The sequence below is a fragment of the Stappia stellulata DSM 5886 genome (assembly GCF_000423705.1).
GTDB lineage: Bacteria > Pseudomonadota > Alphaproteobacteria > Rhizobiales > Stappiaceae > Stappia > Stappia stellulata.
In genome coordinates this window covers 300,347-325,584 of the sequence record NZ_AUIM01000012.1, presented here as the reverse complement: position 1 = coordinate 325,584, position 25,238 = coordinate 300,347, and the positions used below count along the sequence as shown (strand labels likewise).

At 63.9% G+C, this 25,238-nt stretch carries 26 protein-coding genes; 11 read left to right on the top strand and 15 right to left on the bottom strand.

The window, feature by feature from the left end:
• Positions 1–34: 34 nt before the first annotated feature.
• Together G572_RS0111230 and G572_RS0111225 are read left to right on the top strand one after the other, a co-directional pair.
• Positions 35–985 carry a LysR family transcriptional regulator gene (locus tag G572_RS0111230; protein WP_037546555.1) on the top strand — a complete coding sequence of 317 codons (951 nt, stop codon included), beginning with the start codon at positions 35–37 and terminating at the stop codon, positions 983–985.
• Positions 986–1,144: 159 nt separating this feature from the next.
• Complete coding sequence (locus tag G572_RS0111225) at positions 1,145–1,546, top strand: c-type cytochrome (protein ID WP_029058559.1); 402 nt, start codon at positions 1,145–1,147, stop codon at positions 1,544–1,546.
• Positions 1,547–1,678: 132 nt separating this feature from the next.
• Here the strand turns inward: G572_RS0111225 and G572_RS23520 are convergent, their stop codons facing one another.
• The 4 genes from G572_RS23520 to G572_RS0111205 form a co-directional block, all read right to left on the bottom strand.
• Positions 1,679–3,010, bottom strand: a complete 1,332-nt coding sequence (locus tag G572_RS23520) for a DUF3422 family protein (protein ID WP_051242199.1) — start codon at positions 3,008–3,010, stop codon at positions 1,679–1,681.
• Between the two features lie 83 nt (positions 3,011–3,093).
• Positions 3,094–4,470, bottom strand: a complete 1,377-nt coding sequence (locus tag G572_RS0111215) for a TRAP transporter large permease (protein ID WP_029058558.1) — start codon at positions 4,468–4,470, stop codon at positions 3,094–3,096.
• A 16-nt stretch (positions 4,471–4,486) separates the two neighbouring features.
• On the bottom strand, positions 4,487–5,449 hold the full coding sequence (locus G572_RS0111210) for a TRAP transporter small permease subunit (RefSeq protein ID WP_208979088.1): 963 nt from the start codon (positions 5,447–5,449) through the stop codon (positions 4,487–4,489).
• A 336-nt stretch (positions 5,450–5,785) separates the two neighbouring features.
• Positions 5,786–6,823, bottom strand: coding sequence for a TRAP transporter substrate-binding protein (locus tag G572_RS0111205; RefSeq protein ID WP_029058556.1), 1,038 nt, complete (start codon positions 6,821–6,823; stop codon positions 5,786–5,788).
• Between the two features lie 331 nt (positions 6,824–7,154).
• Between G572_RS0111205 and G572_RS23515 the strand changes: the two genes are divergently transcribed.
• The 5 genes from G572_RS23515 (at position 7,155) to G572_RS26230 (ending at position 11,426) form a co-directional block, all read left to right on the top strand.
• Positions 7,155–7,985: an FCD domain-containing protein gene (locus G572_RS23515; RefSeq protein ID WP_037546553.1), complete on the top strand. Its 831-nt coding sequence runs from the start codon at positions 7,155–7,157 to the stop codon at positions 7,983–7,985.
• Positions 7,982–8,800 carry a (Fe-S)-binding protein gene (locus G572_RS23510; RefSeq protein WP_084650052.1) on the top strand — a complete coding sequence of 273 codons (819 nt, stop codon included), beginning with the start codon at positions 7,982–7,984 and terminating at the stop codon, positions 8,798–8,800. The genes G572_RS23515 and G572_RS23510 overlap by 4 nt, the downstream gene beginning before the upstream one ends.
• Positions 8,801–8,862: 62 nt before the next feature.
• A complete protein-coding gene (locus tag G572_RS0111190) occupies positions 8,863–10,284 on the top strand; it encodes a LutB/LldF family L-lactate oxidation iron-sulfur protein (RefSeq protein ID WP_029058555.1) in 1,422 nt (473 codons plus the stop codon).
• Positions 10,281–10,961: a LutC/YkgG family protein gene (locus tag G572_RS0111185; protein ID WP_029058554.1), complete on the top strand. Its 681-nt coding sequence runs from the start codon at positions 10,281–10,283 to the stop codon at positions 10,959–10,961. Before G572_RS0111190 ends, G572_RS0111185 begins: the two co-directional genes overlap by 4 nt.
• 36 nt (positions 10,962–10,997) lie before the next feature.
• Complete coding sequence (locus G572_RS26230; RefSeq protein ID WP_156884561.1) at positions 10,998–11,426, top strand: hypothetical protein; 429 nt, start codon at positions 10,998–11,000, stop codon at positions 11,424–11,426.
• A gap of 15 nt (positions 11,427–11,441) precedes the next feature.
• On the opposite strand, the gene der is transcribed toward G572_RS26230, so the two are convergent.
• The 4 genes from der to G572_RS0111165 form a co-directional block, all read right to left on the bottom strand.
• Positions 11,442–12,866 carry a ribosome biogenesis GTPase Der gene (gene der / locus G572_RS0111180; RefSeq protein WP_037546545.1) on the bottom strand — a complete coding sequence of 475 codons (1,425 nt, stop codon included), beginning with the start codon at positions 12,864–12,866 and terminating at the stop codon, positions 11,442–11,444.
• Positions 12,867–12,956: 90 nt separating this feature from the next.
• Positions 12,957–14,285 carry an outer membrane protein assembly factor BamB family protein gene (locus tag G572_RS0111175; protein ID WP_342664766.1) on the bottom strand — a complete coding sequence of 443 codons (1,329 nt, stop codon included), beginning with the start codon at positions 14,283–14,285 and terminating at the stop codon, positions 12,957–12,959.
• Positions 14,282–14,956, bottom strand: coding sequence for a tetratricopeptide repeat protein (locus tag G572_RS0111170; RefSeq protein WP_029058551.1), 675 nt, complete (start codon positions 14,954–14,956; stop codon positions 14,282–14,284). The genes G572_RS0111175 and G572_RS0111170 overlap by 4 nt, the downstream gene beginning before the upstream one ends.
• 209 nt (positions 14,957–15,165) lie before the next feature.
• Positions 15,166–15,741 carry an NnrU family protein gene (locus G572_RS0111165; RefSeq protein WP_029058550.1) on the bottom strand — a complete coding sequence of 192 codons (576 nt, stop codon included), beginning with the start codon at positions 15,739–15,741 and terminating at the stop codon, positions 15,166–15,168.
• A 180-nt stretch (positions 15,742–15,921) separates the two neighbouring features.
• On the opposite strand from G572_RS0111165, the gene G572_RS0111160 reads away from it, so the two are divergent.
• The 4 genes from G572_RS0111160 (at position 15,922) to G572_RS0111145 (ending at position 18,343) form a co-directional block, all read left to right on the top strand.
• Complete coding sequence (locus tag G572_RS0111160) at positions 15,922–16,263, top strand: TraR/DksA family transcriptional regulator (protein WP_029058549.1); 342 nt, start codon at positions 15,922–15,924, stop codon at positions 16,261–16,263.
• Positions 16,264–16,365: 102 nt separating this feature from the next.
• A complete protein-coding gene (locus G572_RS0111155; protein WP_029058548.1) occupies positions 16,366–16,629 on the top strand; it encodes a PilZ domain-containing protein in 264 nt (87 codons plus the stop codon).
• A gap of 263 nt (positions 16,630–16,892) precedes the next feature.
• On the top strand, positions 16,893–17,102 hold the full coding sequence (locus G572_RS0111150; protein WP_029058547.1) for a cold-shock protein: 210 nt from the start codon (positions 16,893–16,895) through the stop codon (positions 17,100–17,102).
• A 194-nt stretch (positions 17,103–17,296) separates the two neighbouring features.
• Positions 17,297–18,343 (top strand): fatty acid desaturase, encoded by a 1,047-nt coding sequence (locus G572_RS0111145; RefSeq protein ID WP_029058546.1) that lies wholly within the window; start codon positions 17,297–17,299, stop codon positions 18,341–18,343.
• Between the two features lie 15 nt (positions 18,344–18,358).
• On the opposite strand, the gene G572_RS0111140 is transcribed toward G572_RS0111145, so the two are convergent.
• The 7 genes from G572_RS0111140 to G572_RS0111110 all read right to left on the bottom strand — a co-directional run bounded on the left by G572_RS0111140 (position 18,359) and on the right by G572_RS0111110 (position 25,216).
• On the bottom strand, positions 18,359–19,291 hold the full coding sequence (locus G572_RS0111140) for a LysR family transcriptional regulator (RefSeq protein ID WP_245566205.1): 933 nt from the start codon (positions 19,289–19,291) through the stop codon (positions 18,359–18,361).
• A 46-nt stretch (positions 19,292–19,337) separates the two neighbouring features.
• Positions 19,338–20,771: an aminobutyraldehyde dehydrogenase gene (locus G572_RS0111135; protein ID WP_029058544.1), complete on the bottom strand. Its 1,434-nt coding sequence runs from the start codon at positions 20,769–20,771 to the stop codon at positions 19,338–19,340.
• An 88-nt stretch (positions 20,772–20,859) separates the two neighbouring features.
• Positions 20,860–21,903, bottom strand: coding sequence for an ABC transporter ATP-binding protein (locus tag G572_RS0111130; RefSeq protein ID WP_029058543.1), 1,044 nt, complete (start codon positions 21,901–21,903; stop codon positions 20,860–20,862).
• Between the two features lie 3 nt (positions 21,904–21,906).
• Positions 21,907–22,710 (bottom strand): ABC transporter permease, encoded by an 804-nt coding sequence (locus G572_RS0111125; protein WP_029058542.1) that lies wholly within the window; start codon positions 22,708–22,710, stop codon positions 21,907–21,909.
• Positions 22,703–23,527: an ABC transporter permease gene (locus G572_RS0111120; protein WP_029058541.1), complete on the bottom strand. Its 825-nt coding sequence runs from the start codon at positions 23,525–23,527 to the stop codon at positions 22,703–22,705. Before G572_RS0111120 ends, G572_RS0111125 begins: the two co-directional genes overlap by 8 nt.
• A 99-nt stretch (positions 23,528–23,626) precedes the next feature.
• Positions 23,627–24,661: an ABC transporter substrate-binding protein gene (locus G572_RS0111115; protein ID WP_029058540.1), complete on the bottom strand. Its 1,035-nt coding sequence runs from the start codon at positions 24,659–24,661 to the stop codon at positions 23,627–23,629.
• Positions 24,662–24,739: 78 nt separating this feature from the next.
• Positions 24,740–25,216: a DUF3830 family protein gene (locus G572_RS0111110; protein ID WP_029058539.1), complete on the bottom strand. Its 477-nt coding sequence runs from the start codon at positions 25,214–25,216 to the stop codon at positions 24,740–24,742.
• Positions 25,217–25,238 lie beyond the last annotated feature (22 nt).

Below are 25,238 nucleotides of genomic sequence, written 5' to 3'. Positions count from 1 at the left end.
AAGACAGAGAAAAACAAATTCCGGTGCGTTGAAAATGAGCAGTTTTCCCGACATGGAAATCTTCGCGCGGGTGGTGGGAGCCGGGAGCATGTCCGCTGCCGGCCGGGAAATGGGCCTGTCGCCGGCGGTCGTCTCGAAACGGTTGCGCCGGCTGGAAGACCGGCTCGGCACCCGGCTTCTCCAACGCACCACCCGACAGCTCGCGCTGACCGAGGCCGGCCAAGGCTACTACAAACGCGTCGTTGCGATTCTCGCCTCCGTCGAAGAGGCGGAAGCCTTCGTCACCCGCCGCTCGGCAATGGCGCGCGGCACATTGAAGGTGAGCGCGCCGACGTCCTTCGGGCGCATGCATATCGCACCGCATCTGGCGGCGTTTCTTGCCGACAATCCTGACCTGTCGGTCAATCTCGACCTCTCCGACGAACTCATCGACATCGTCGGCGAAGGCTACGACCTGGCGATTCGCATCGCCGAGCTCGAAGACAGCAGCCTTGTGGCGCGCCGCCTGGCCCCGGTCCATCGCATCCTCTGCGCCGCGCCGGACTACCTCAAGCGTGCCGGCGCACCGACCTCGGTGGAAGATCTTCAGACCAATCACGCCTGTCTGGCCACCACCCAGCAGGACGTCTGGCGGCTTTCGGGACCGCAGGGCACCGAGATGCTTCGCACCGGCGGACCGATCCGCACCAACTCGAGCGAGGTGGTGCGCGAGTCGCTTCTGGCCGGGCTCGGCGTGGCCTTGCGCTCGACCTGGGACATCGGTCCGGAGCTGCGCGAGGGGAAGCTGCGCATCGTGCTGCCGCAGTATCGCGCTTCGAAAAACGTCGGACTGCATGCGGTCTACCCGAGCCGGCGGTTCCTGCCGGCCAAAGTTCGGGTTTTCATCGACTTTCTCGCCAAGCTTTATGGGCCGGCCCCCTATTGGGATCAGGGGCTGGACGACTGGCTGACGCTGCCGGAAGCCGAGCCGGCTGCCGCGGAATGAGCGTTTGCCAGCCGCATTGTGGCGGGATTCAAATGCGACAAAGTGCCCGTCAGGGGTGACGTCGCGAGGGATCGTGGTAGTGTTCGCCGGTATTGAACACAGGAACGCGGGCACGATCGGTCCCACCTGTTGCACACGAGAGTCTCGGGAGAGAAGCTTATGAAACGGATTTTTTTGCTTGCCGGAGCTGCCGTCATGGCCCTGTCGGCGAATGCAGTCGCCGAGGAAGGCGATGCAGCCGCCGGTGAGAAAGTGTTTCGCAAGTGCATGGCCTGCCATGCGGTTGGCGAGGACGCCCGCAACAAGGTCGGCCCGGCGCTGAACGGCGTCGTTGGACGCGGTTGGGGCGAAGTCGAGGACTATCGCTATTCCAAGTCCCTGCTCAAGGGCAAGGAAGAGGGCAAGACCTGGGACATGGAAACCCTCGACGCCTATCTGAAAAAGCCGAAGGACGTCATTCCCAAGGGCAAGATGGCATTCGCCGGCCTGCGCAAGGACGACGACCGCGCGGACGTGATCGCCTATCTGTCGCAGTACAACGCCGACGGCAGCACGAAGTGACGATGTCCGCCCCGCGCGGAGACAATCGATTCCAGGGAGGCCGGACAGATGTCCGGCCTCTTTTTTTTGCCCGGCGCACGATCGACGCGTCGCGAAGACGGCCGTCGCGCCCGCCGATGGTCCGGCACGGTCTCACTCGTCGCCCTCGCGCTCGTCGTGATGACGGCGAATGCGGCGCACGAGCACAAAGACCGTGATCAGCACCACCGGAACCGCAAGGCCGGTCATCACCCCCGGCGACGGCAGGTAAGCGCCGATCCGACTGCCGGCGAGCGCCTTGGCAAGATAGGCGAACAGGCCGACGACATAGTAGCTGACGGCGGCGACCGACAGACCTTCCACCGTCTGCTGCAGGCGAAGCTGCAAGCGCGCACGGCGGTTCATCCCGGCGAGCTGCCCGCGGTTTTGCTCCTGCAATTCCACATCGACGCGCGTTCGCAACAGCGTTGCCGCACGTGCCAGCTTGCGCGACAGGTTGGCCTGGCGTGTCTCCAGCGTTTCGCAGGTGCGCATGGCCGGCGCCAGACGCCGGGTCAGGAACTGGGTGAAGGTGAAATGTCCGTCGCGGGATTGTTCGCCGAGTGCTTCGAGGCGTTGTTGCACAATGAGGTAATAGGCGCGGCTCGCCCCCAGCCGATAGGCGCTTGCGGCCGCCCCCGCCTCCAGATCCGCCGCAAGCCGCGTCAGTTCGTCGAGCAGGAGCCGGTTGGCCTCCAGTCCCTCGCTGGCGCGCATGCGCTCCGCGATGCCGAGCAGTCCTGTCTCGATGATCGACACCTTCGGCGCCTGCCGGTTCGCCTCGGTCAGACCGAGCATGGCGAAGGTGCGGTAGGTCTCGAGTTCCAGAAGACGCTGTGTCAGCGCGCCGGCCTGCACCTGGTTGAGCGTCCGGTCGCCGATCAGGATGCGGGTCAGCCCGTCGCGATCCTGGCGAAAGTCGGTGGCGATGATCGCCGCCTGCTGGTCGACATCGGAGACCGACAGGCTGGTCTGGTCGAAGCGGTCGAACTGGCGCTGGAAGGCGGCACTGTCGGCCGGCAGGAAATCGCAACGCACGGCGACCATCAGCGGACCGGGAGCGCGGAAGCGCGCGCCGAAGGGATGGTCCGGCGGATCGCCGGCCAGATCCTGCGAAGCTTCCAGCGGCCCGTCCCAGGTGTAGGTGATGAACTCGCCATGGCGCTCGCGGCGCAACACGCTTTCGCCGATGCGCACCAGATGATGCCGGGAGGCCTTGCCCGGTCCCTGCTCGCCTACCGACTGGCAGTAGCGGCCGAACCAGTCGCGGTCGGCCTCCGCCGCCGTCTCGTCGGCGATGAAGCCGTAGCGCAGGAACACACGCGGTCCCGCCAGCGGATGGAACGGGCGCGCGTGCACCTCGCCAATGACAAGGGCACGGGAAGGATGCGCCTCGAAAGCGGGAAGGCCTCCGCCCCGCGCGCCGCTGTCGTCCGTCTCAGACATCGCTGCCGCCCATCTTGCATTGACCGCGGGCGGAATCCGTCCGCCCGCTTGCGGTCTCCCGGCATTACGTCACGCACGGCCTTTCAAAGCAATGCGTTGGGAAGCCACAGGACGATGCCGGGAAACAGAATACAAAGGCCGAGACCGATGAGCTGCAGCAGCACGAAGGGAATGATGCCCTTGTAGATCTGCTGAATGCTCACCTCCGGCGGCGCCACACCCTTCATGTAAAACAGCGCGAAGCCGAACGGCGGCGTCAGGAAGGAGGTCTGCAGGTTGGTCGACACCAGGATCGTGAACCAGATCAGGGCGACCTCGCCCACGCCGTCGAAACCGGCCAGATGCATGCCGAAATCGAGCTTGGCGACAATCGGGCCGAACACGGGCAGCACGATCAGCGTGATCTCGACCCAGTCGAAAAAGAAGCCGAGGAAGAAGATCATGCCCATCAGCACGAACAGGATGCCCCATGATCCGACACCGGCCCAGGCGATGAACTCGTCGATCAGCACCTCGCCGCCGAGCCAGCGAAACACCAGCGAGAAACAGGTCGCACCCAAAAAGATGCCGAAGAGCATGGCGGTCGTCAGCGCCGAGCGGTGACACACGTCGCGCAGCACCTTGAACGCCAGCTTGCGATTGAGCAACGCGAGCAACGTCGCCCCGACGGCCCCCACGCCGGCGGCTTCCGTCGGGGTGGCGATGCCGGCGAAGATCGAGCCGAGCACGATGACGATAAGGAAGACCGGCGGAATGAAACTCTTCAGGATCATGATCCAGAATTCCGACGGCGTCTTCGGGCCGATGTCGTCCGGGAGCGGCGGCGCCAGCTGCGGCTTGAAGTGGCACAACACCAGAATATAGAGCGCGTAAAGCGAGGCCAGCAACAGCCCCGGGACGATGGCGGCGACGAACACCGTGCCCACCGGGATCGACATCAGGTCCGACATGATCACCAGCATGATCGACGGCGGGATCAGGATGCCGAGCGTTCCGGAGGAGGCGATGGTGCCGGTGGCCAGCGGAATATTGTAGTTGCGCTCCATCATCACCGGCAACGCCAGCAGCGTCATCATGACGACCGAGGCGCCGATGATGCCTGTGGTCGCCGCCATGATTGTGCCCATCAGCGTGACGGAAAGTGCAAGCCCCCCCGGCACCCGGCGGGTCAGCACCTGCAGGCAATTGAGCAGGTCCTTGGCGACGCCGGACTTCTCCAGCATCGTCCCCATGAAGATGAACATCGGGATCGCGACGAGGACCGGGTTTTCCATGGTCCCGCCGAAGATGCGGTTCGGGATGATGACGAGGCGGGCGACGTTGAAGGCGCCGAGTTCCTGCGCGAGAAAGGCAAAGCCGAGACCGATGCCGCCGAGGATGAAGGCGACGGGAAAGCCCGTGAAGAGCAAAAGCCCGAGCGCCAGGAACATGAAGATCGGCAGAAGTTCCACAAATGTCATGGTGCGTTTTCCCCGATCAATCCGTTACCGGGCCCTTGATGGCCACGTCTTCCGGCAGATCCGCGTGATGGGTGCCGGCATAATCGCCGGCGCGGTCGTTGAGGTAGGTGGGGCCGAACAGATAGACGACGCAGCGGAACGCGGCCGACAGTCCGGCCGTGAACAGGAGCGCAAAACCGAACGGCAACATCGCCTTGATGATCCAGCGATGGGTCAGGCCGGTCTGTGCTGCCGAGACCTCGCCAATCTTGAAGGAGTTGTTGGCGAAGACCCAGCCGAACTCGACGATCAGGTAGCAATAGGTCAGCAGGAAGAAGACGATGCCGAAAAGCTCCATCCACACCCGGGAGCGTTGCGCCATGCGGTCGCGCACCAGTTCGATACGCACATGGGCGTCATAACGGTAGGCGAAGCCGAGGCAGAGCAGGAACAGGACCGAGTGCAGGTGCCACTCGAGTTCCTGCAGCTTGGTGCTGTCGAAATAGAAGGCGGAATCGATAATGTTGTTGTCGAAATCCAGCATCTTGCGCTGGCTGACATCGTAGAAGATCACGACCATCAACGGAATGAACAACCAGGACGCCAGTTTTCCGACCCCGTTCACGACCTTGTCGAAATCGTCCGACGCGCCCAGCATCGTCTCGGCGGATTGCGGCGCGTTGCGACGCACCATCGCCAGTGTCAGCACCAGGACCGTGACCGACCCGATCAGCCCGGACAGACCGTCATACAACTTGAAAAAGCGCTTCGGGTTGACGTCGGCCGTCTGCAGCACGGCGGAAAACCCGTCGGGCGCAATGGCGAAGGCGAAGATCGTGAAGACCATCCCCGCGATCGCAACGGAGAGGCGCGCACGCGCCAGTCCGCCGATCACGCAAAGGACGAAACCGACGGCGCACAACAGATAGGCCGGCACGCCGACCCCCACCAGTGCAAGCGCCGCGAGCGCAATACCAATCAAACAGAGCAGCGTCGACATGAAAGGCTCTTCTCCCGGACCGAGACACCCGACCCCGCGTCCACCCGCGGAATCATCTGCACGAGGGCATTTTGAAAGGCCGCACCCCGACCCGACAGCCGGGGCGCGCGAGAGCTGGACATGAAAAACCGGGGAAGCGTACGGGCCTGACCGGAGGCATCGAGCCAAAGCCGCGGGAGCGCAGCGCGCCGGCGGCATGCGGTCGCCGCGAAAGGCCGGAACCGGGTCCGCGATTGCACGCGCACCATCGATCCCGGGATGACCACGCCCCGCTTGTCCCGAAGGGCAGCGCGGGGCGTGCACATGTTTCGCGAATCCCGGTCTCGTGACCGTCGCTTACTTCAGATAGCCGAGCTCCGACCACCCTTCATACTGCTCGCGGAAGTTTGTCAGCGATTCCCAGACCTTGGCGAAGTTCGGGTTGGCTGCCTTTTCTTCCTCGACCACCTCGAGCCAGGCGACGCGCAGCGCGTCCAGGATTTCCGGATCCCACTGCTGGATGTTGACGCCCTTTTCCTTCAGCTCCGCGATCGCGGCCGGCTGGATCGCCTCGCCCTCGGCAATGCCGTAGGTGATATTGGCGTCGCAGACGGTCTCGAACACGGCCTTGGTCTGGTCGTCGAGCGCGTCCCACTCGTCCTTGTTGAGCATCAGCTCGAAGATCGTCGACTGCTGGTGCCAGCCCGGGAAGTAGTAGTATTTGGCGACCTGGTAGAAGCCGAGCTTGAGGTCGATCGCCGGCATGGAAAATTCGGTCGCGTCAATCGTGCCAAGCTCGAGCGCGGGGAAGATGTCGCCCCCGGCCAGCAGCTGCGTGGACACCCCGAGCTTCTGCATGACCTTGGCGCCGAGGCCGAAGAAACGCATCTTCAGGCCCTTGAGATCGTCGACCGAGTTGATCTCGTTTCGGAACCAGCCCGATGCCTCGGGCGCGATGACAGCGCAGGCGAGAGACTTGATGCCGTAAGACGCATAAATTTCGTCGAACAGCTCGTTGCCGCCGCCGAACTTCATCCAGGCGATGTATTCCGACGCGCGCGGGCCGAAGGGAACCGCCGCAAAGAGTGCGAGCGCGGTGTCCTTTCCCGTCCAGTAGCCCGGTGTCGACCAGCCGGCCTGCACGGCGCCGGAAGCGACCGCATCGAAGGTCTCAAGCGCCGGAACGATCGCGCCCGGCTCCTGGAATTTCAGATTGATCGACCCGCCGGAAACCGCCGTCAGGCGCTCCGACAAGACCTTGCCCAGCGTGCCGAGCTGGGTGAGCGACCCCGGATATGTGGACTGCATGTCCCAGTTCAGATCGTCCAGAGACATGGCTGGCGTCGCCGTGACAAGCGACGCCGTTACGGCAATCGTCGATAAAATTTTCTTCACTGCACCTGTCCTCCCATCGAAAAGGCTTGCCGGAAAGTGATCGCCGACAGTTCCCCAACGTGACACATTCGCGTCTCACGCATTCAACGAAACGATTTCTTCCCCTTGCCTGCTCCGGGCGCCTTCCGATACACGAATTGGTCGGTGACGCCGTCTAAATGCAACCAAAGGCTCGGCCTCCCAACCGAGACAACCGCTCCGGTTAATTGGATAACAATATTGACCACTCAACGCAACACGGAATAGATTGCCCGAAACAAGATTGGCGCAAGCTCTTCATGTTGCGACGCAATAATTACTTGGACGCACTGCAATATAATCGAACGGAAAAATGGTATTCCAGAAGATCCAGCACAATCGCACGGCAGATGCGGTTGTCGATCAGGTTGAAGAACTCATCCTTCAGGGCGTGCTGCGGCCGGGCGACCGGCTGCCGTCCGAGCGCGAGCTGGCGAAGAAGGTGGACGTCTCGCGCCCGATTTTGCGCGATGCGCTCAAGACGCTCGAGGAACGCGGGCTGCTGGCGACCCGACACGGCGGCGGCACCTTTGTCGCGGACGTGATCGGGACCGTGTTCTCGGACGCTGTGGTGGAACTCGTGCGCCGGCATCCGCCCGCGATCGCGGACTATCTGGAATACCGCCGGGAGATCGAACGCACCACGGCCCGCTTTGCGGCAATGCGCGCGACCGAGGCCGATCGTGAGATCATCACCCGTATTTTCCGCAAGATGGAAGAAGCCCACGAAAAGGCGGATTTTGCCGAAGAGGCCGAGCTCGACGTCGAGTTTCACCAGGCCATCGGCGAAAGCGCGCACAACATCGTCCTGCTGCACACACTGCGCTCCTGCTATCGCCTGCTCGCCGACGGTGTCTTTTACAATCGGGCTCAGCTCTATCGCAATCCGGGCTCGCGCGAGCAGTTGCTGTGCCAGCATCGTGCCATCTACACTGCGGTGATGAACGGCGATCCGGAAGCCGCCACCGAAGCGGCGTCCGCGCATATAGACTACGTCGAGCAGGTGGTGCATGAAGTCGCGCGCACCGGCAACTGGAACAGCGTGTCGGCCATGCGCCTGGAGCAAAGGCTCGATGCCAAACAGGACGATACGCGGCGGCGGCGTGCCTCCCGCCGCCCCTCAGAGGAAGCGACGACCCCATGACATCTTCCGCGCCGCAGGACCCGCCCCATGCCGATGTCCAGAACGGCGGGGCGCCTGGCGGACCTCGGGTCGGCCTGTTCGTCACCTGCCTTGTCGACCTGTTCCGGCCCAGCGTGGGGTTTGCTTCCGTCAAGCTTATGGAAGACGCCGGCTGCACGGTCGAGGTGCCGGCGGCGCAGACCTGCTGCGGACAGCCGGCCTTCAACTCCGGAGACCGGGACGACACACGCGCCATCGCGGCATCGGTGATCCGTGCCTTCGAGGGCTTTGATTATGTGGTTGCGCCATCGGGCTCCTGCGCCGGCATGCTGAAGAAGCACTATGTCGAGCTGTTCGAGGACGACCCGGCGATGAAGGCACGCGCGGAGGCGTTCTCCGTTCGGGTATTCGAACTGGTCAGCTTCCTGACAGACGTACTCGGCGTCTCCGCCGTCGAGGCCCGCTTCGACGGGACCGCAACCTATCACGACAGTTGCTCGGGCCTGCGCGAGCTCGGCATCCAGAGCCAGCCGCGCAAACTGCTGGCAACGGTTGACGGGCTGGAGCTCACCGAAATGCGCGACAGCGACGTCTGCTGCGGGTTCGGCGGAACCTTCTGCGTCAAATACCCCGACATTTCCAACAAGATCGTCGGCGAAAAGACCAGGACCATTGCCGACACGGGCGCCGACCTGCTGCTCGCCGGCGACCTGGGCTGCCTGATGAACATGGCCGGAAAGCTGAAGCGCGAGGGGGCGACCATCGAGGCCCGCCATGTGGCGGAAGTGCTCGCCGGCATAACGAACCAGCCGGCAATCGGTGGCGGCCGACGCTAGACGCCCCGCCTGCGAATGCGTGAACGCGGCCCTGAAAGGGCGCGCGAAGGAGCGAAGCGAAGATGCAGATCACATCGCCCGGGTTCAAGCAGAATGCCCGAACGGCTCTCGACGACGCGCCGTTGCAACGCGCGCTCGGCAATGTGCGCAAGGGCTTCATCGAAAAACGCGCCAAGGCAGCCACCGCCCTTCCGGAGTTCGACGTGCTGCGCGACAATGCGCGCGACATCAAGGATCACGTGCTGGCGCATCTCGATCTCTATCTCGAGGCCTATGCGGAAAAGGTGGAGGCCGCCGGAGGCCATGTCCACTGGGCGGAAACGGCGGACGATGCGCGGCGCATCATTCTCCAGATCTGCCGCGACAAGAACGCCCGCACGGTGACCAAGGGCAAGTCGATGATCACCGAGGAAATCGGCCTCAACGATTTTCTCGAGGAGCATGCGGTCGCACCGGTGGAGACGGATCTGGGCGAATACATCATCCAGCTTCGCGGCGAGCACCCCAGCCACATCATCGCCCCGGCGGTCCACGTCAACAAGGACCAGGTGGAGGCGGACTTCCGCCGGGTGCACACGCATCTCGATCCGGCGCGCAACCTGGAGGAACCGACCACGCTCCTCAGCGAGGCACGCGGCGTGCTGCGCGAGAAGTACTTCGAGGCCGACGTCGGCATCACCGGCGCCAACTTCCTGATCGCGGAGACCGGCACCTCGGTGATCGTCACCAACGAGGGCAACGGCGACCTCACGCAGAACCTGCCGAAGACGCATGTCGTCGTCGCCTCGATCGAGAAGATCGTCCCGACGCTCGATGACGTGTCGCAGATCCTGCGCGTGCTGGCGCGCTCGGCGACCGGCCAGGACATGTCGGTCTACACGACGTTTTCGACAGGCCCGAAACGCGACATCGACCCCGACGGGCCGGAGGACTATCACGTCGTCCTGCTGGACAACGGACGCTCGTCGATGCTGGGAACCGAGTTCCAGGACATGCTGCGCTGCATCCGCTGCGGCGCCTGCATGAACCATTGCCCCGTCTATCACGCGGTCGGCGGGCACGCCTATGGCTGGGTTTATCCCGGGCCGATGGGCGCGGTGCTCACCCCCTCGCTGATGGGCGTGGACCAGTCGGGGCACCTGCCGAACGCCTCGACGTTTTGCGGGCGCTGCGAGAGCGTATGTCCAATGCGCATTCCGCTGCCGAAGATGATGCGGCACTGGCGCGAGCGCGAGTTCTCCCGAAATCTCACGCCGGCAACCGCCCGCTACGGGCTCGGTGCCTGGGTGTTCTTTGCCAAACGCCCGGCGCTCTATCAGGCGGCGACCCGGGTGGCGATGGCCGTTCTCGGGCGGCTGGGACGCGGCAAGGGGCGGTTTTCCGCAATGCCGCTTGCCGGCGGCTGGACGAAATACCGCGATCTTCCCGCCCCCGAAGGCGGGACCTTTCAGGCACAGTGGGCGAAACGGAGACACGCCGCATGAGCGACGCCCGACGCGCGATCCTTGCAAAAATGCGCAGCGCCATGGGCCGAAAGGCCGATGACATCGACCGCAAGGCGGCCGTCGCCGACCGGCTGCAACGAAGCCCCCGCGGCCCGATCCCGGCGCGCGGCCAGGTGGACGGCGCGGAGCGCACAGCCCTTTTCCGGAAGATGGCGGAGGCGGTTCAGGCAAGCGTCGTGCGGGTCGGATCGCGCGAGGGGGTGCCGGAGGCGGTTGCCGCCTATCTGAAGTCGAAGAACCTGCCGGCGACCGTGCGCATGGGCGAGGACCCACGCCTTTCGGAGATGCCGTGGTCGGCACAAAAGCACATGGAAACCCTGACAGGCCGCGCGGAAAACGCCGATCTCGCCACCGTCTCGCATGCGCTCGGCGGCGTCGCGGAGACGGGGACCTTGATGCTGGTGTCCGGCCCGGACAATCCGACGACGCTCAATTTCCTGCCCGAGCACCACATCGTGGTGCTGGAGGAAGCCGACATCGCCGGCGACTATGAAAGCGTGTGGGCGCGCATCCGCGAGCGGTTCGGCAAGGGCGTCATGCCGCGCACGGTGAACATGATCACCGGCCCGTCGCGCTCCGCCGACATCGAGCAGACACTGCTGCTTGGCGCGCACGGACCGCGCGCGCTGCACATCGTCATCGTCGAAAGAACATGAAAAGTATTGAGATTAGTTCCAGATAGGACGCATTCAATGACTTCCAAAATGGAGTTTCATTACGAAATCGTCGGAAGAGTAATTTCAAAGCTATTTAATGAAGGCCTTTCAAGGGTTGAATTAGACAGCGAAACTGCCTCAGAGTATCTTGGTCTAGATAACTCTGAAGGTAAAAATTTTAAACAAGATATCGTTGATGTTATATTCTGGATGATTTCAGAAGGCTTGATAAGAACTTCCAATACTTACGAAACGTTGGATGGATCAGCAAGTTTCATTAATGTACAATTGACATCGAAGTGCATAAGCATCATAAGAGTAAATTCGACCGAACAAATTGGTGTTAAAAACATCGAACACCTTCTGTCCAAGAGCGAAGAAACACCCCCAAGTATATCGAATTACATTAAAGTCGGTTCATTTGTTGGATCTATTCTAGGCGGCTTCACAAAGTCTATTAGCTAGACCGCTTTACGTGACCTACTGGATGTTGCGCTTCTTCGCCTTGGCCGCATAGGGGTTCTCGCCCTTGCGATAGCTGAGGCGGATCGGCGTTCCCGGCATTTCGAAGCGCTCGCGCAGACCGTTCACCAGATAGCGGGTGTAGCTTTCAGGCAACGCCTCGGGACGCGAACAGAATACGATGAAATGCGGCGGACGTGCCTTGGCCTGGGTGATGTAGCGCAGCTTGATACGCCGCCCGGCAACGGCGGGGGGCGGATGGTGCACCAGAACACCGTCGAGCCAGCGGTTGAGACGCGAGGTGGAAATGCGCCGGTTCCACATCTCGTAGGCCTTGAACGCCGCCTCGAACAATTTGTCGAGGCCGCGCCCGTGCAGGCCGGACAGGGTCACGATCTGGACGCCGCGGATCTGGTTCAGATAGCGTTCCGCCGCATCGTTCAGCCGTTGCATGGCTTCCGAGCGGTCCTCGATCAGATCCCACTTGTTGATCGCGATCACGATGGCCCGGCCTTCGCGCGCGCACAGCTCGATGATCTGCAGGTCCTGCTTTTCGAAGGACATCGTCGCATCCAGCGTGACGATGACCACTTCCGCGAACTTGATCGCGCGGAGCGCATCGGCCACGGAGAGCTTTTCCAGCTTTTCCTGCACGCGCGCCTTGCGGCGGATGCCGGCGGTGTCGAACAGTTTCACATGATGGTCGCGCCAGACCCAGTCGACGGAAATGCTGTCGCGGGTGATCCCGGCCTCCGGGCCGGTGAGCAGGCGTTCCTCGCCAAGCAGGCGGTTGATCAGGGTCGACTTGCCCGCATTGGGGCGCCCGACGACGGCAACGCGCAACGGCTTTTCGACGGTGCCGGCCGCAGGCCCCTTGTCTTCTTCTTCCGCATCCGGATCGAGATCGACGTTCACGTCGGCTTCGGCGATGGCCTCTATCTCCGCCTCGGCATCCGCCGCATCGACGATCGGCAAAAGCGAATCGTAGAGATCGGAGAGCCCCTCGCCGTGCTCGGCCGACAGCGCAATCGGCTCGCCGAAGCCGAGACCGAAGGCTTCATAAAGCCCGTGCTCGCCCGCACGGCCCTCCGCCTTGTTGGCGACCAGGATCACCGGCGTCTCTGTCCGGCGCAGCAGATTGGCGAAATGACTGTCGCTGGGCGTGATGCCGGCGCGCGCATCGACCACGAAGATGACCGCGTCGGCATCCGCAATCGCTTCTTCCGTCTGGGCGCGCATGCGGCCCTCGAGCGTGCGGGCCTCCGCCTCCTCAAGGCCGGCGGTGTCGAGGATCGTGAAACGCAGATCGCCGAGGCGGGCGTCGCCGGCCCGCCGGTCGCGGGTTACGCCGGGCGTGTCGTCGACAAGCGCCAGACGCTTGCCGACGAGGCGGTTGAACAAGGTGGACTTGCCGACGTTCGGCCGTCCGATAATGGCGATCATTGCAGGCACAGGTGCGTCATCCGGTAAGCGGCCGCCCCACCCCCGGGCGGCGCCCTAGGCGATAGCCGGGAATGGAACGCGATCCGCGCGTCAATTGAAGGCGACGACGTCGCCTTTCGAAGTGATGGTGATCATGCGGCCACCGGCGATGATCGGCGTAACATAAATGTCTTCCGACGTCTCGGAGGTTCCAAGCACCCGTCCCGACGTCGCATCGACGCGCACCAGCCGTCCGTCGCTCGATACGGCGACGAGAACGCCGTTGGCAAGCACCGGGCCGGCCCAGTTGATTCGCGATTTCTTGCGACCTTCGACATTCGGCAGCACCGTGCGCCACAGCGGATCGCCGGTCTTGCGGTCGAGCGCGACCATACGGTCCTCGATGTCGATCAGGAACACGGCGTTGCCGGAGACGACCGGCGTGTGCAGCGATCCGACGTCCTGCTCCCACACCCGCTCGCCGGTCTTCAGGCGGCTCGCGACCAGACGGCCCGACACGCCGGAGGAATAGACAACGCCGCCGGAGACCACCGGGCTTGCGGCGACATCGGAAAAGCCGGAGACCGCGCGCGTGCGGTAGGAGCGGGTCACGCCCTCGATCCACTTCGGCTCGCCGCTCTTGATGTCGAGCGCCATCACCTCGCCCGAGGTGAAGGGCACGATCACCATCCCGCCGGCAACCGCCGGATTTGCGAAGGCGAGCAGGCCGCTGTTTTCCGCGATCCCGGTATAGGTCCAGCTTTCCTCGCCATCGCCCTGCTTGAGGGCATGGATTTCACCGTTCTGGGTCACCGCGAATACATTTCCGCCGGACGCCGCGGGCGCCTGACGTGCCGGCGCGCCGATGTCCTTCGACCACAGCACCCGGCCGGACGCGGCGTCGAGCGCTGCAAGCTGGCCGTAGCCGGTCGCGGCGAACACGCGCCCGCCGTCGGCGGCAACGCCACCGCCGGAGGCCACGTCACGCTCGCCCTCGGGGCGCAGCGAGCGGCTCCACAGCCGACCGCCGTTGGCCGACAGCGCGACCACGTCGCCATTTTGCTTGTAGACAAAGATCCGTCCGCCTGCGGAGACCGGGCGGGCGGCCGTGCGCACGCTTCCGGAGAACAAACCGCCGCCGGCGCTGCCGACCGACGAGCGCCACGAGCGTCCGCCGGAAATAGTGACCGCGACATTCCCAGGGTTGTTGGCGGCATCGCCCGCGCCCTGGCTCCAGGTCACGGAAGACGCCCCGCCGACGCTGGCATTGCGCGCCGTTTCGCCAGCGAGCGGATCGGCATTGTCGAACAGCGCCTCGCGTTCACCGGGAAGAATGTCTTCCTTGGAGAACGGGTTGAGGTCGGAGACCGTCTCGCATGCGGAAAGCGCGAGTGCCGCGCCCAGAAGCGCGGCCCATTTGAACGCGGGCACTGTCATCATGAGTCAGCCTTGTCGTCGGGGGTTCCCTCGGCGGCGTTCAGCAGGTCGAGCACGGTCTGGGCGCGGGTGGCGACATCGCTCGGTGCGCCTTCCTGCTCGAGGATGCCCGCGATCCAGCGCCGCGCGTCCTGTGCATTGCCCGCCTTCCAGGCGCCAAGCGCGAGCGCCTCGCGGGCGAGGAAGCGCAAGGCGTTGTCGTCACCCGCCAACGGCTCGAGCCGATCGGCGGCGCCGGCGAAATCCTGGGTGTCGAGCGCGACATATCCGGCGCGCAGGCGCGCGATGTCGCGCAGCGCATTGTCTACGCCGCTGTCGGCGGCCACCGCGTCGAAGCTGGCAAGCGCCGCGGCCGGATCGTCGGCCTGCGCCTGAAGGCCGGCCACGCGCAGCCGTGCCAGCGTCGGATAGCCCCCGGGGGCGTCCGCGAGCTCGCCGAAGCGGGCCTCGGCTTCCGCGAACTTGCCGTCCTCCGCCAGGCGCACGGCCTGAACGAAGACATCGCCGGAGGCCTGCGCCTGGGTTTCGCGCCAGTAGACCCAGCCGCGGAAGGCGGCGGTTCCGACAACGATCAACACGGCGAGGCCGATCAGATAGGGGCCGAACCGGTCCCAGAGGCGCTTGTAGCGCTCGTGCCTGATTTCCTCGTCGACCTCGCGAAAAATGTCCGACATACGCTGCGTTTTCCCGAAAAAATTCCATGGAGCGCGCGACCCGTGCCGCGCGGCGCCACCTTATCCATTTGACCTGACACTGGCAAACGGCCTTTGAGGACCGTCCAAGCCAGCGAACAAACCGGTTTCAGCCCGCTTCAGCCGCTTGCGTTGCGCGTCTTGATGGCACAAGTGAGGCGGCCGCAAACGCGATGCCGCCGCCGCCCGCCCTAGATGACGGGAACGCCGATCAGCCACATGTGCAGAAAGACGACGAAGGCGGCATAGAGACCGAGGCCGGCCACGACCGAAATCGCGTCGCCCGCGACCGACTTGCGCAGCGCGCCCGCCCCGCCGATGTCACCGCGCTTCTTCAAGGAGATGCGATCAACCACCCCCCAGGCCAGGAAGCCACCGAACAGGACGACGGAGGCCAGATCGCCGTTCGCGAGAAGATGGGCCAGCGCCCAGACCTTCACGGCGAGGATCATCGGATGCTTGACCCGGGCCTTGATGTGGCCGGTGGGCGCGTAGGCCGCGACGAGCAACACGAACACCGGCAGCATCAACAGCATGGTGATATGGCTCATCCACACGGGCGGCGAATACAGGAGAACCGGCCCGGCGGCCCGCGCCATGCCGTATCCGTAGACAATGAGCACGAGACCCAGCAGCGACACGAGGGCGAAGGCGCCCTTGTAGCCGAGATCGCCGAGACGCGCGCGCATCCGCCCGCGCAGCTCCGGCTTCATGGGCAGGGTGTGGACCCCAAAAAAGATGATCAGTCCGGCTATCAGCATCGTCATGGTTTCACTCCACCCTTGCGGTCGACAGAGACGCAGGAACAAAGGACATGCCTGCCCGGGGCCCGGCGGTCAAGCGCCCGCTTTCGTCGCGTCCCGCGGGGCGCCCTTGCGATCACCCCATTGCGCGAACGCGGCGGCTGTGGAACCTTTGCGCCGTCGGGTGCAGTGGGAACCACATCGATGATCGATCCGGAAGAGGCACGTCAGGCGCTGCTTGCGCGCAAGCGCGAGATCGCCGAGCTGAGTGGGCTGACACGCGACGCGCGTGACGTCGTCGCACTGGACCAGCAATCCGTGGGGCGGGTGTCACGGATGGATGCCTTGCAGGGACAGGCCATGGCGCAGGCCTCCGAACGCCAGCGCGCGGCCGACCTGGCCCGAATCGACGCCGCTGTTCACCGCATCGATTCAGGAACCTACGGCAGCTGCCTGTCCTGCGACGAAGACATCTCGCACGGGCGGCTCAAGGCTGACCCGGCCGCATCGCTGTGCATATCCTGTGCCGCATCTGCGTCGGGTTAGGGGCGCGAAATTGCCCGATTGACGGCACAATCAGGCCGAAGACGGAGAGGATGATCGGGAATGGTGACAATTGACGAGCAAGCGGAACGAGGCCAACGCACGATGACCGACAAGAACCGGCGCAGCAGTCCGCGTCACCGCACCCTGAAGAGCGGCAAGATCGTGCTCGGCAATCACACAATTGTCTACGACTGTCGCGTGCGAAACCTGTCGGAAGACGGCGCCCTGCTGAAATTGCCGAGCACGCTCGACATTCCCGACCGCTTCGAGCTGCGCATCGTCAACGAGGACATCCAGGTCCTTGCCATGGTGCGCTGGCGTACCGGTACGGAACTCGGGGTCCAGTTCGAAAAACCCGCCGAGTGAGGAAAAACGCGGGTATCCTTCATCGGGCGGGCCCGCCGAGACGGCCCCGACCGCGTGCAATCCGGCTCCGCAAATTTATTTTTTTTAGCATCTTATTTTGAACACCGATTGCGGCTATAAGCTCTCTATCGATCTTGCTGGTAGAACTTTGTTACCGTGCTTCGGCGCTACGACGAACTTCCTTCTCAATGTCGATCCTAACCGCTGGCCGCGCGGCTTTCGCGTGGCAGGCATTTTTTATGACCGATTGAAAGGAAATCGTCATGAACACTGGTACCGTTAAGTTCTTCAACACCACCAAAGGCTTCGGCTTCATTCAGCCCGACAACGGCGGCCCGGACGTTTTCGTTCACATCTCCGCCGTCGAGCGCGCCGGCCTGCACACGATCGTGGAAGGCCAGAAGCTGTCCTTCGACGTCGTCAAGGACAGCCGTTCGGGCAAGAGCGCTGCGGACAACCTGCAGGAAGCTTGATTTACCGACTTCGATCCGCGACCGTTTTCCGGTGGGCGCGATCGTCGGGAATCCAGAAAGGCCGGGCATCGCCCGGCCTTTTTTCGTTCATGCGCGGTTTGTTCAGGCCCCGCCCGAGATATCGGGCAGGCCCGTCTTGATCGCAACGTGCCGACGGACCACATCGGGGTCGTCGTCCCGCTCTCGAGGTATCCATGCACGCAGCTTCCACCGATCACGCCATGAAGGCCGCCGAGGCCCGTGCCTGGGGCAAGGTCCTGATGAAATACAGGGCGCCGAGCACGTTGCGCAGTTGTCTGGAGATCGCCCTCACGGCCGTGCCCTTCGCCGGTCTTTGGGCGCTTAGCGCGCTTGCCGCGATCCATGGACACTGGTGGGGGCTGTTGCTGACGATCCCCGCCGCCGGGTTTCTGGTGCGCCTGTTCATCCTGCAGCACGACTGCGGACACGGATCGCTGTTTTCCAGGCGTTCCGCCAACGACTGGGTCGGCCGGGTGATCGGCGTCTTGACCCTGACCCCTTACGACTACTGGCGGCACACCCACGCCGTCCATCATGCGACGGCCGGCAATCTCGACCAGCGCGGCATCGGCGATGTCGACACGCTCACGGTCGCCGAATACCAGGCGCTGTCGCGATTCGCGAAACTGCGCTACCGCCTCTATCGCCATCCCCTCGTGATGTTCGGCCTCGGACCCGCCTGGCTGTTCGTATGCCAGTACCGGCTGCCGATCGGCCTGATGCGCGCCGGTCCGCGTCCGTGGGTTTCGACGATCTCCACGAATCTGGCCGTGGCGCTTCCTGTTACCGTCCTGATCTGGCTGATCGGCCTCGGTCCCTTCCTGATGGTCCAGATCCCGATCACGCTGATGGCCGCCACCGGTGGCGTCTGGCTGTTCTACGTCCAGCACCAGTTCGAGGGCACCCACTGGTCGCAGTCGGACGACTGGACATTCCAGCACGCCGCCCTGCACGGCAGTTCGCATTATGACCTGCCGGCCGTCCTGCGCTGGTTCAGCGGCAACATCGGCATCCACCACGTGCACCACCTGTGCTCGAAGGTGCCGTTCTACCGGCTGCCTGAAATCCTGCGCGACCATCCGGAACTTGGCGACATCGGCCGCATCACGCTGTGGCAGAGTTTTTCCTGCGTGAAGCTCGCGCTTTGGGACGAGGCACAAAACCGGCTCGTCTCCTTTCGCGAGGCCCGCCTGGCACGCGCGCAGGCCGCAACGGCCTGACGGGCGCGCATCGCATCAATCGAGCCACACCATGTCGGGCGTGACACTGGCGCAATAGTCGGCGGCGCAGTGTTTCGCCTGACGCACGATCTGTCCGATGAACTCCTGTCGCAGGCTTGCCTGGTAGGAGGCGATGATCGGCATCGGCGGGAAGCGCTTGGTGACGGTGATCGTCTTCAAAAGCCCCATTTCCAGCTCCCGCCAGATTGTAACCGTCGGCACAGCGCCAACGCCGAAGCCGTCGATCAGCAAGTTGATGATCGCAAACAGCGAATTGCAGCTCGTCAGCTTTGACGCGAGCGCCTGCTCGTCGTGGAAGTAGGGCGCCACCATCTGATAGGGCGGAGAATTTTTCGGAAACGAGATGATCGGCAAGTCCGCGAGACTCGCCACCGAATAGACCCGGTCGGGATCGATCAGCTTCGGCGACCCGGCCCAGCTCATCTGGAACACGCAGGCTGTGTAACTGCGAAATCCCTCGTCGAGCACCGGGTGCAGGCAGAAGATCAGATCGAATTCGCCCTTGCGCATGCCGGAGACAAGCGGCTTGGTGCCATCCACCGTCAGCTCGATTTTCAAACCTGGAAACTGCGTGTGGAGCGCCTCGATCAGCTGCGGCATCCAGGTCGAGGACACCGAATCGATTGCGCCGATGCGCAAGGGCTCGTGGCTGTGATGATTTGCGCCCGCCAGCGAATCCTTCAGCGCATCGATATCGTCCAGGACCGTTTCGAAATGTTGCAGGACCCGTTCGCCATCGCCGGTCAGCGCAAAGCGCCCGTCGCCGCGGATGACAAGCCGGCAGCCCAGTTCGCGCTCGATGGAGGCCAGCCGGCTGGAGATGGCCGGCTGGGTCGTGTTCAGCTCTTCCGCCGTACGCCCGAAATGGCGGTTGCGGGCGAGCGCGACAAAGGTTTTCATGTCCAGCAGGCGCATGCGTCCATTCATATCACGGATCCATCGCCTTTCGCAGACGCCCGCCCGGGCGGAAAGATCAGGACGCGATCATCACATGGCGCACCTGGGTGTAGTCGAGCAGGGACTGCATGGAAAGATCCGAACCATAGCCGGAATTCTTCATGCCGCCATGCGGCATCTCCGTGGCAAAAACGCCATGCGTGTTCACCCAGGTGACGCCGTATTCCAGCGCGTTGGCGATATTCATCGCGGCCTGTCCGTCGCGCGACCACACGGAAGACGCAAGCCCGTATTCCGACGCATTGGCAAAGGCGAGCGCCTGTTCGGGCGTGTCGAACGGCGTCAGCGTCACCACCGGACCGAAGACCTCCTTCTGGACAATCTCCGCGTCGATCGGCGCGCGCACCAGTGTCGGCTCGTGGAAGAAGCCCGGTCCCTCTACGATGTTGCCGCCGGCAAGGACCTCCGCCCCGGCCGCGCGGGCGCGTTCGACGAAGCCCGCGACGCGCTGCTGCTGGGCCCGGCTGATCAGCGGGCCGAACTCGACGTCGTCGCGCTCCGGTTCGCCGTAGACGAGGCTGCCGACCATTTCCGCCAGTTTCGCCGCAAGCTCGTCGGCGACCGAGGCGTCGACCAGCACCCGGCAGGCCGCCGTGCAATCCTGGCCGGCGTTGTAGAAGCTCGCCTCGCGCATCGTCGAGACAACCGCGTCGAGGTCGGCGTCCTTCAGCACGATCACCGGCGCCTTGCCGCCAAGCTCCAGATGGGTGCGCTTGATGGAATCGCCCGCCGCCGCCTTCAGGATGGCGCGGCCGGTACGCACGTCGCCGGTGAGCGAAATCATCCGCACCAGATCGTGGGTGATCAGCCGCTGGCCGACATCCGGGCCATTGCCGCAGATCACGTTGACCACGCCCTTGGGCAGGATTTCGCCGAGGATGCCGGCAAAGGTGAGCAGGCTGAGCGGGGTGTTTTCCGAGGGCTTGATCACCACGGTGTTGCCGGCGGCAAGCGCCGGCGCCAGCTTCCAGGCCGCCATCAGCAGCGGATAGTTCCAGGGCGCGATCGAGGCGATCACGCCGATCGGATCGCGCCGCAGCATCGAGGTCATCGTGTCGGAGCGGTAGCCGTTTGCGGCGACCGCCGGCATGTTGCGCACGGCGGTTGCGAAGAAGCGGAAGACATCGGCGACATTCGCCAGTTCCGCCAGGGCGACGAAGCGGCGCGGCTTGCCGGCGTTCAGCGATTCCACCTCCGCCAGCGTGTCGGCATTCGCCTCCACCGCATCGGCAATCGACCACAGCAGGCGGCTGCGCTCCTTGGGCGTTGTCCGGCGCCACGTGGCGAAAGCCGCGTGAGCGGCCTCAACGGCACGATCGACCTGCGCCGGGCTTGCGGAGGGTACATCGGCAAGCAGCGTTCCGCGCGCGGGATCGTGCGCCGGCTCGCAAGCGCCCTCCCCGGCAACAAAGGCACCATCGATGAACAGGCCGGTCTCGAAAGCGATCATGATCGGTTGTCTCCGTCTTGAGGTCGTGCGGCACCCGCCGCGCGTGATGCGCATCGGCAAGGTCTGAAATGGGGCGGCGGCAGGTGGGTCAGTCGCGGGGCAGGACGCGCACGCGGGCCGGGTCGATCTTCAGACCGACACGCGTACCGCTTTCGAACACATCCTCCGTGCCGGTCAGGACGCGCACCTCATGGCCCGCGACCTTGACGACATAGCGGTTGCGCGCGCCGAGATAGATGCGTGCGGCAACCACACCCGAGAGCGCGCCCTCACCGTCGGCGCAAAGGGTCGCATCCTCCTGGCGCAGGGACAGCGTGACGTCGCCGTCCTCGCCCGCCTCGATCGGGATGACCTGACCGTCCTCCAGCTTCGCCGCCCGTCCGCCGGAGGTCTGCGACAGTGTCGCGGGCAGGAGATTTGCCGCGCCCAGGAAGTTCGAGGCGAAACCCGTCGCCGGGTTGGAATAGATCTCGCTCGGCGCACCTTCCTGCTCGACCTTGCCGCCGTTGAGCAGCACGACCCGGTCGGAAAGGCTCAGCGCCTCTTCCTGGTCGTGGGTGACGAAGATCGACGTCAGGCCGAGACGTTTGTGGATCTCGATCAGTTCGACCTGCATGTCTTCGCGCAGCCGTGCATCGAGATTGGACAGCGGCTCGTCGAGAAGAAGGACCTGCGGGCGCGAGACGATGGCACGCGCCAGCGCGACGCGCTGCTGCTGGCCACCGGACAACTGGCGGGGCTTGCGGTCGGCGAGATGTCCGAGTTGCACGGTCTCCAGCGCGTCGCGAACCTTCTCCGCCTGCTCGTCACGGCTGCCGATCTTGCGCATGCGCAGGGGAAAGCGGACGTTTTCGGAAACGGAGAGATGCGGAAGAAGCGCGTAGGACTGGAACATCATCGAGATGTCGCGCTTTTCCGGGGGAAGCTCCGTCACGTCGCGGCCGGCGATTTCCACCGTGCCGCTGGTCACGCCCTCAAGGCCGGCGACAATGCGCAGCAGCGTGGTCTTGCCACAGCCCGAGGCGCCGAGCAGGCTGATGAATTCGCCCGACACGATGTCGAGCGTGATCCCGTGAAGAACCTCGACCTGGCCGAAAGACTTCTTGATCTGTGTGAGACGGACGTCAGCCATGGGTCAGGCACTCGCGAATTTCTGGACACCGAGCATGCGGTCGATAACCAGGATCAAGGTGATGGTTAGGGCGATCATGATGGTGGAGACAGCGGCGACCGACGGGTCGGGGCTGAACTCGAGCTGGCCATAGATCTGCACCGGCAGGGTCGTCAGGCCGGGCTTGCGCAGGAACAACGCCAGGACCGCCTCGTCGAAGGAGATGTTGAAGGCGAAGAAGGCACCCGCGATCAGCCCCGGACGGCACTGCGGCACGACCACCAGCCAGAGCCGCTGGAGACGGCTTGCGCCCATTGTCTGCGCCGCCTCTTCCAGGAACGGATTGGATTCCGACAGGACGGCGAGTGTCGTGCGCACCACATAGGGAATGGTGACGACCGTGTGGCTCAGCCAGAGCGTGACGATGGAGACGGGACCGAAGATCGCGCTCCACAGCATCAGCATGCCGATGGCGTAGATGATCGTCGGCAGCACCAGCGGCGACAGGAAGAAGGTTGCAAGCGCGCTGGAAAACGGCAGCTTGCGCCGGTGCAGGGCAATCGCAGCCGCACCGCCGACAACGGTCGCGGTGATCGTGACCAGGATCGCCACCCGAAGGCTGATCCAGGCAGCCCCCACATAGGCATCCGAACCGAGGACCTCCTCGTACCAGCGCAGCGAAAAGCCGGATGGCGGGAAGGCGATGAACTGGCTTTCGGAGACCGATACGCCAACGACGACGACAAGCGGCGCCAGCAGGAAGATCGCCGTGAACACCACGAACACCATCGTGGCGATGCGCAGCGGCGTCGAGATGGACTTAACCATTTGACCGACCTCCGGCGAGACGGGCGTAAGGGACGAGAATGAGCAGGATGCCGACGAAGAGGATCACCGCCTGGGCGGCCGCGAAGGGCCAGTCGAGCGTCTGCGTCACCGAGCGGTAGATGGAGGCCGCCAGCACCTGGATGCGTGCGCCGCCGAGCAGGTTGGGCGTCACGAAGGAGCTCGCCGACAAGGTAAAGACCAGCAGGGATCCGGCGATGATGCCGGGCACGGCCAACGGCAGCACCACGGTGCGCAAGCTTTGCAGGAAGGAGCAGCCCATGGTGCGCGCGGCTTCTTCCAGACGCGGATCGATGCGGGTGACGATACCCAGGATCGACAGCGTCATGAAGGGCAGGAGCACCTGAACCATGCCGATGACAATGGCGGTTTCCGTCTGCATGATCGCGAAATTGCGCCCGACGAGACCGAGGTCGCGCAGCATGTCGGGGATCAACCCGGAGCGCGACAGGAGCACCATCCATCCGAAGGTGCGTACCACGACGCTGGTCATCAGCGGGAGGATCACCAGCACGATCAGCCAGAGCCGCAACCGGGGGCCGACGCGCGCCATGATATAGGCGAGCGGGAAGCCGATTGCCGCGCAGATCAGCGTGATCAGGACGGACAGGCGCACCGTGCGCCACAGCACGCCGAGATAATAGGGGTCACCCAGGAAGCGGGTGAAATGGGCCAGCGTCGGCCCGTCATCGCCGGATACCGACAGGATCAGCATCTGGGTGATGGGGACGAAGAACGCCAGGGCCAGCAAAGCCAGGCCAGGCAAGACCAGCAGCGTGTTTTCCGCGCGATCGTTCATCGGGGTCCCTTGCCTTGCGCCGGCTCGCGCCGGTCGGTCGTTGAAACAGCCACCGCCGCATGACCAGGCGGCCACGCGGCGGTGCGGTGTGATTTGGTCTTAACGGGCGATGGTCCGGTTCCAGGCATCGACCCATTGCGAGCGCTTCGCCTCGATTGCCGTCGGATCGAACCGCAGCAGACCGGCAACGGCTTCCTCACCGTAAGCGACATCGGCTGCGACGTCATCGGACAGTTCCACCGTCTTGTTGGTCGGCGAGTAGCGCAGCGCACCGGCAAAGCACTCCTGTGCCTCGCGCGAGATCGACATGTCGATGAACTTCAGCGCCAGGTCCTGATTTTCGCGACCGGCGACAAGGTTGGCGGTGATGAAGCTCGCCGGCGTGCCTTCCTCGCCCTGCACGAAGGCGGACGGCAGACCGGCCTTGCGCAGCGTGAAGGCATAGTCGGAGGCATAAGGCGCGACCCAGGCGTCGTTCTGGGCGAACTCCTGCTGGATTTCCGGCGAGGTCGACACGACGATGGCGCCATTGTCGAGCAGCTCGGTCACGGCGTCGAGACCCGGCTGGATGTCATCCAGCGTGCCGCCACGCACCTTGTTGAGCATCAGGAAGCCCAGCATGCCGTAGCCATTGGAAATATCCGTCAGCACGATGTGGTCGGCATAGGACTCGTCGAAGAGGTCGGTCCACTTGGCCGGCTTGGCGGGTGCGGTCTCGGCATTGTAGACAAGGCCGATTGCGGCGATCGAATAGGCCGGCCCCTCGCCTGCGGCAAGGTTCGCCTTGGCGATGTCGTAGAGGTTTGCCGCGTTCGACAGGCTGGCCGGATCGATCGGCGACAGCAGGCCTTCCTTGGCGCCGACGATCTCCTGACCGCCGGAAAAATGGATGACGTCGAACTGCGGAGCGTCCTTCTGGGCACGAAGCTGGGCGAAGGCATCCGCGGAATAGGCGGTCACGATCTGGACGGAAGCGCCGGTTTCCTTCTCGAACGGATCGATGATGCACTGACGATGCGCTTTTTCGTAGGCGCCGCCGAAGGAATTGATCGTGATGGTCTCGCCGGCGGCAAGAGCCCCGGTTGCCATCAACGCCGCGATGCCGGAAGCGGCAAATGTCGTAATCACCTTCATGGCAGAGGTCCTCTCTGGTTTTTTTTTGCAGTCGAGAGGGATGCGGCCCGGCACAGTCGGGCCGCATCCGCTTCCAGATTACACGAGGCGACCGAGTTCGATCGTCTTCATGCCTTCCTTGCGGATCAGCTTGCACTGCTCGGCGATGGCGTCGAGGCCTTCGGTCATCCGGGCAAAATAGGTGCAAGGGATCCAGCCGGTGGGGCCGAACGTGCGACCGCCAACACCGTAGAACATGCCGATTTCCCAAAACTCGTCGGGATCGATCTTGAAGAAGTTCTTCGGCTGATAGAACCACAGCATGTCGCCGGGCTCCGGGTAGACGGTCTGGTTTTCCGGCGGAAGTGTCGTGGGGTCGAACGTGCGGGCGCTTTCAGGCAGACCCATCATGATTTCGGGACCCGAAAAGATGGCGTGGCTTGCCGGAACCTGGATCGGGGTCTCAAGCGCACCCCAGATCGCCTTGCAGGTCTCCGGAGCGTTTTCCCAATAAAGGGAAATGATCCCCTGAACGCCAGACTCGATGAATTTGAGATAAAGCTTCTTGTCTGTCATAGCACCTTCACCGTTATCAGAT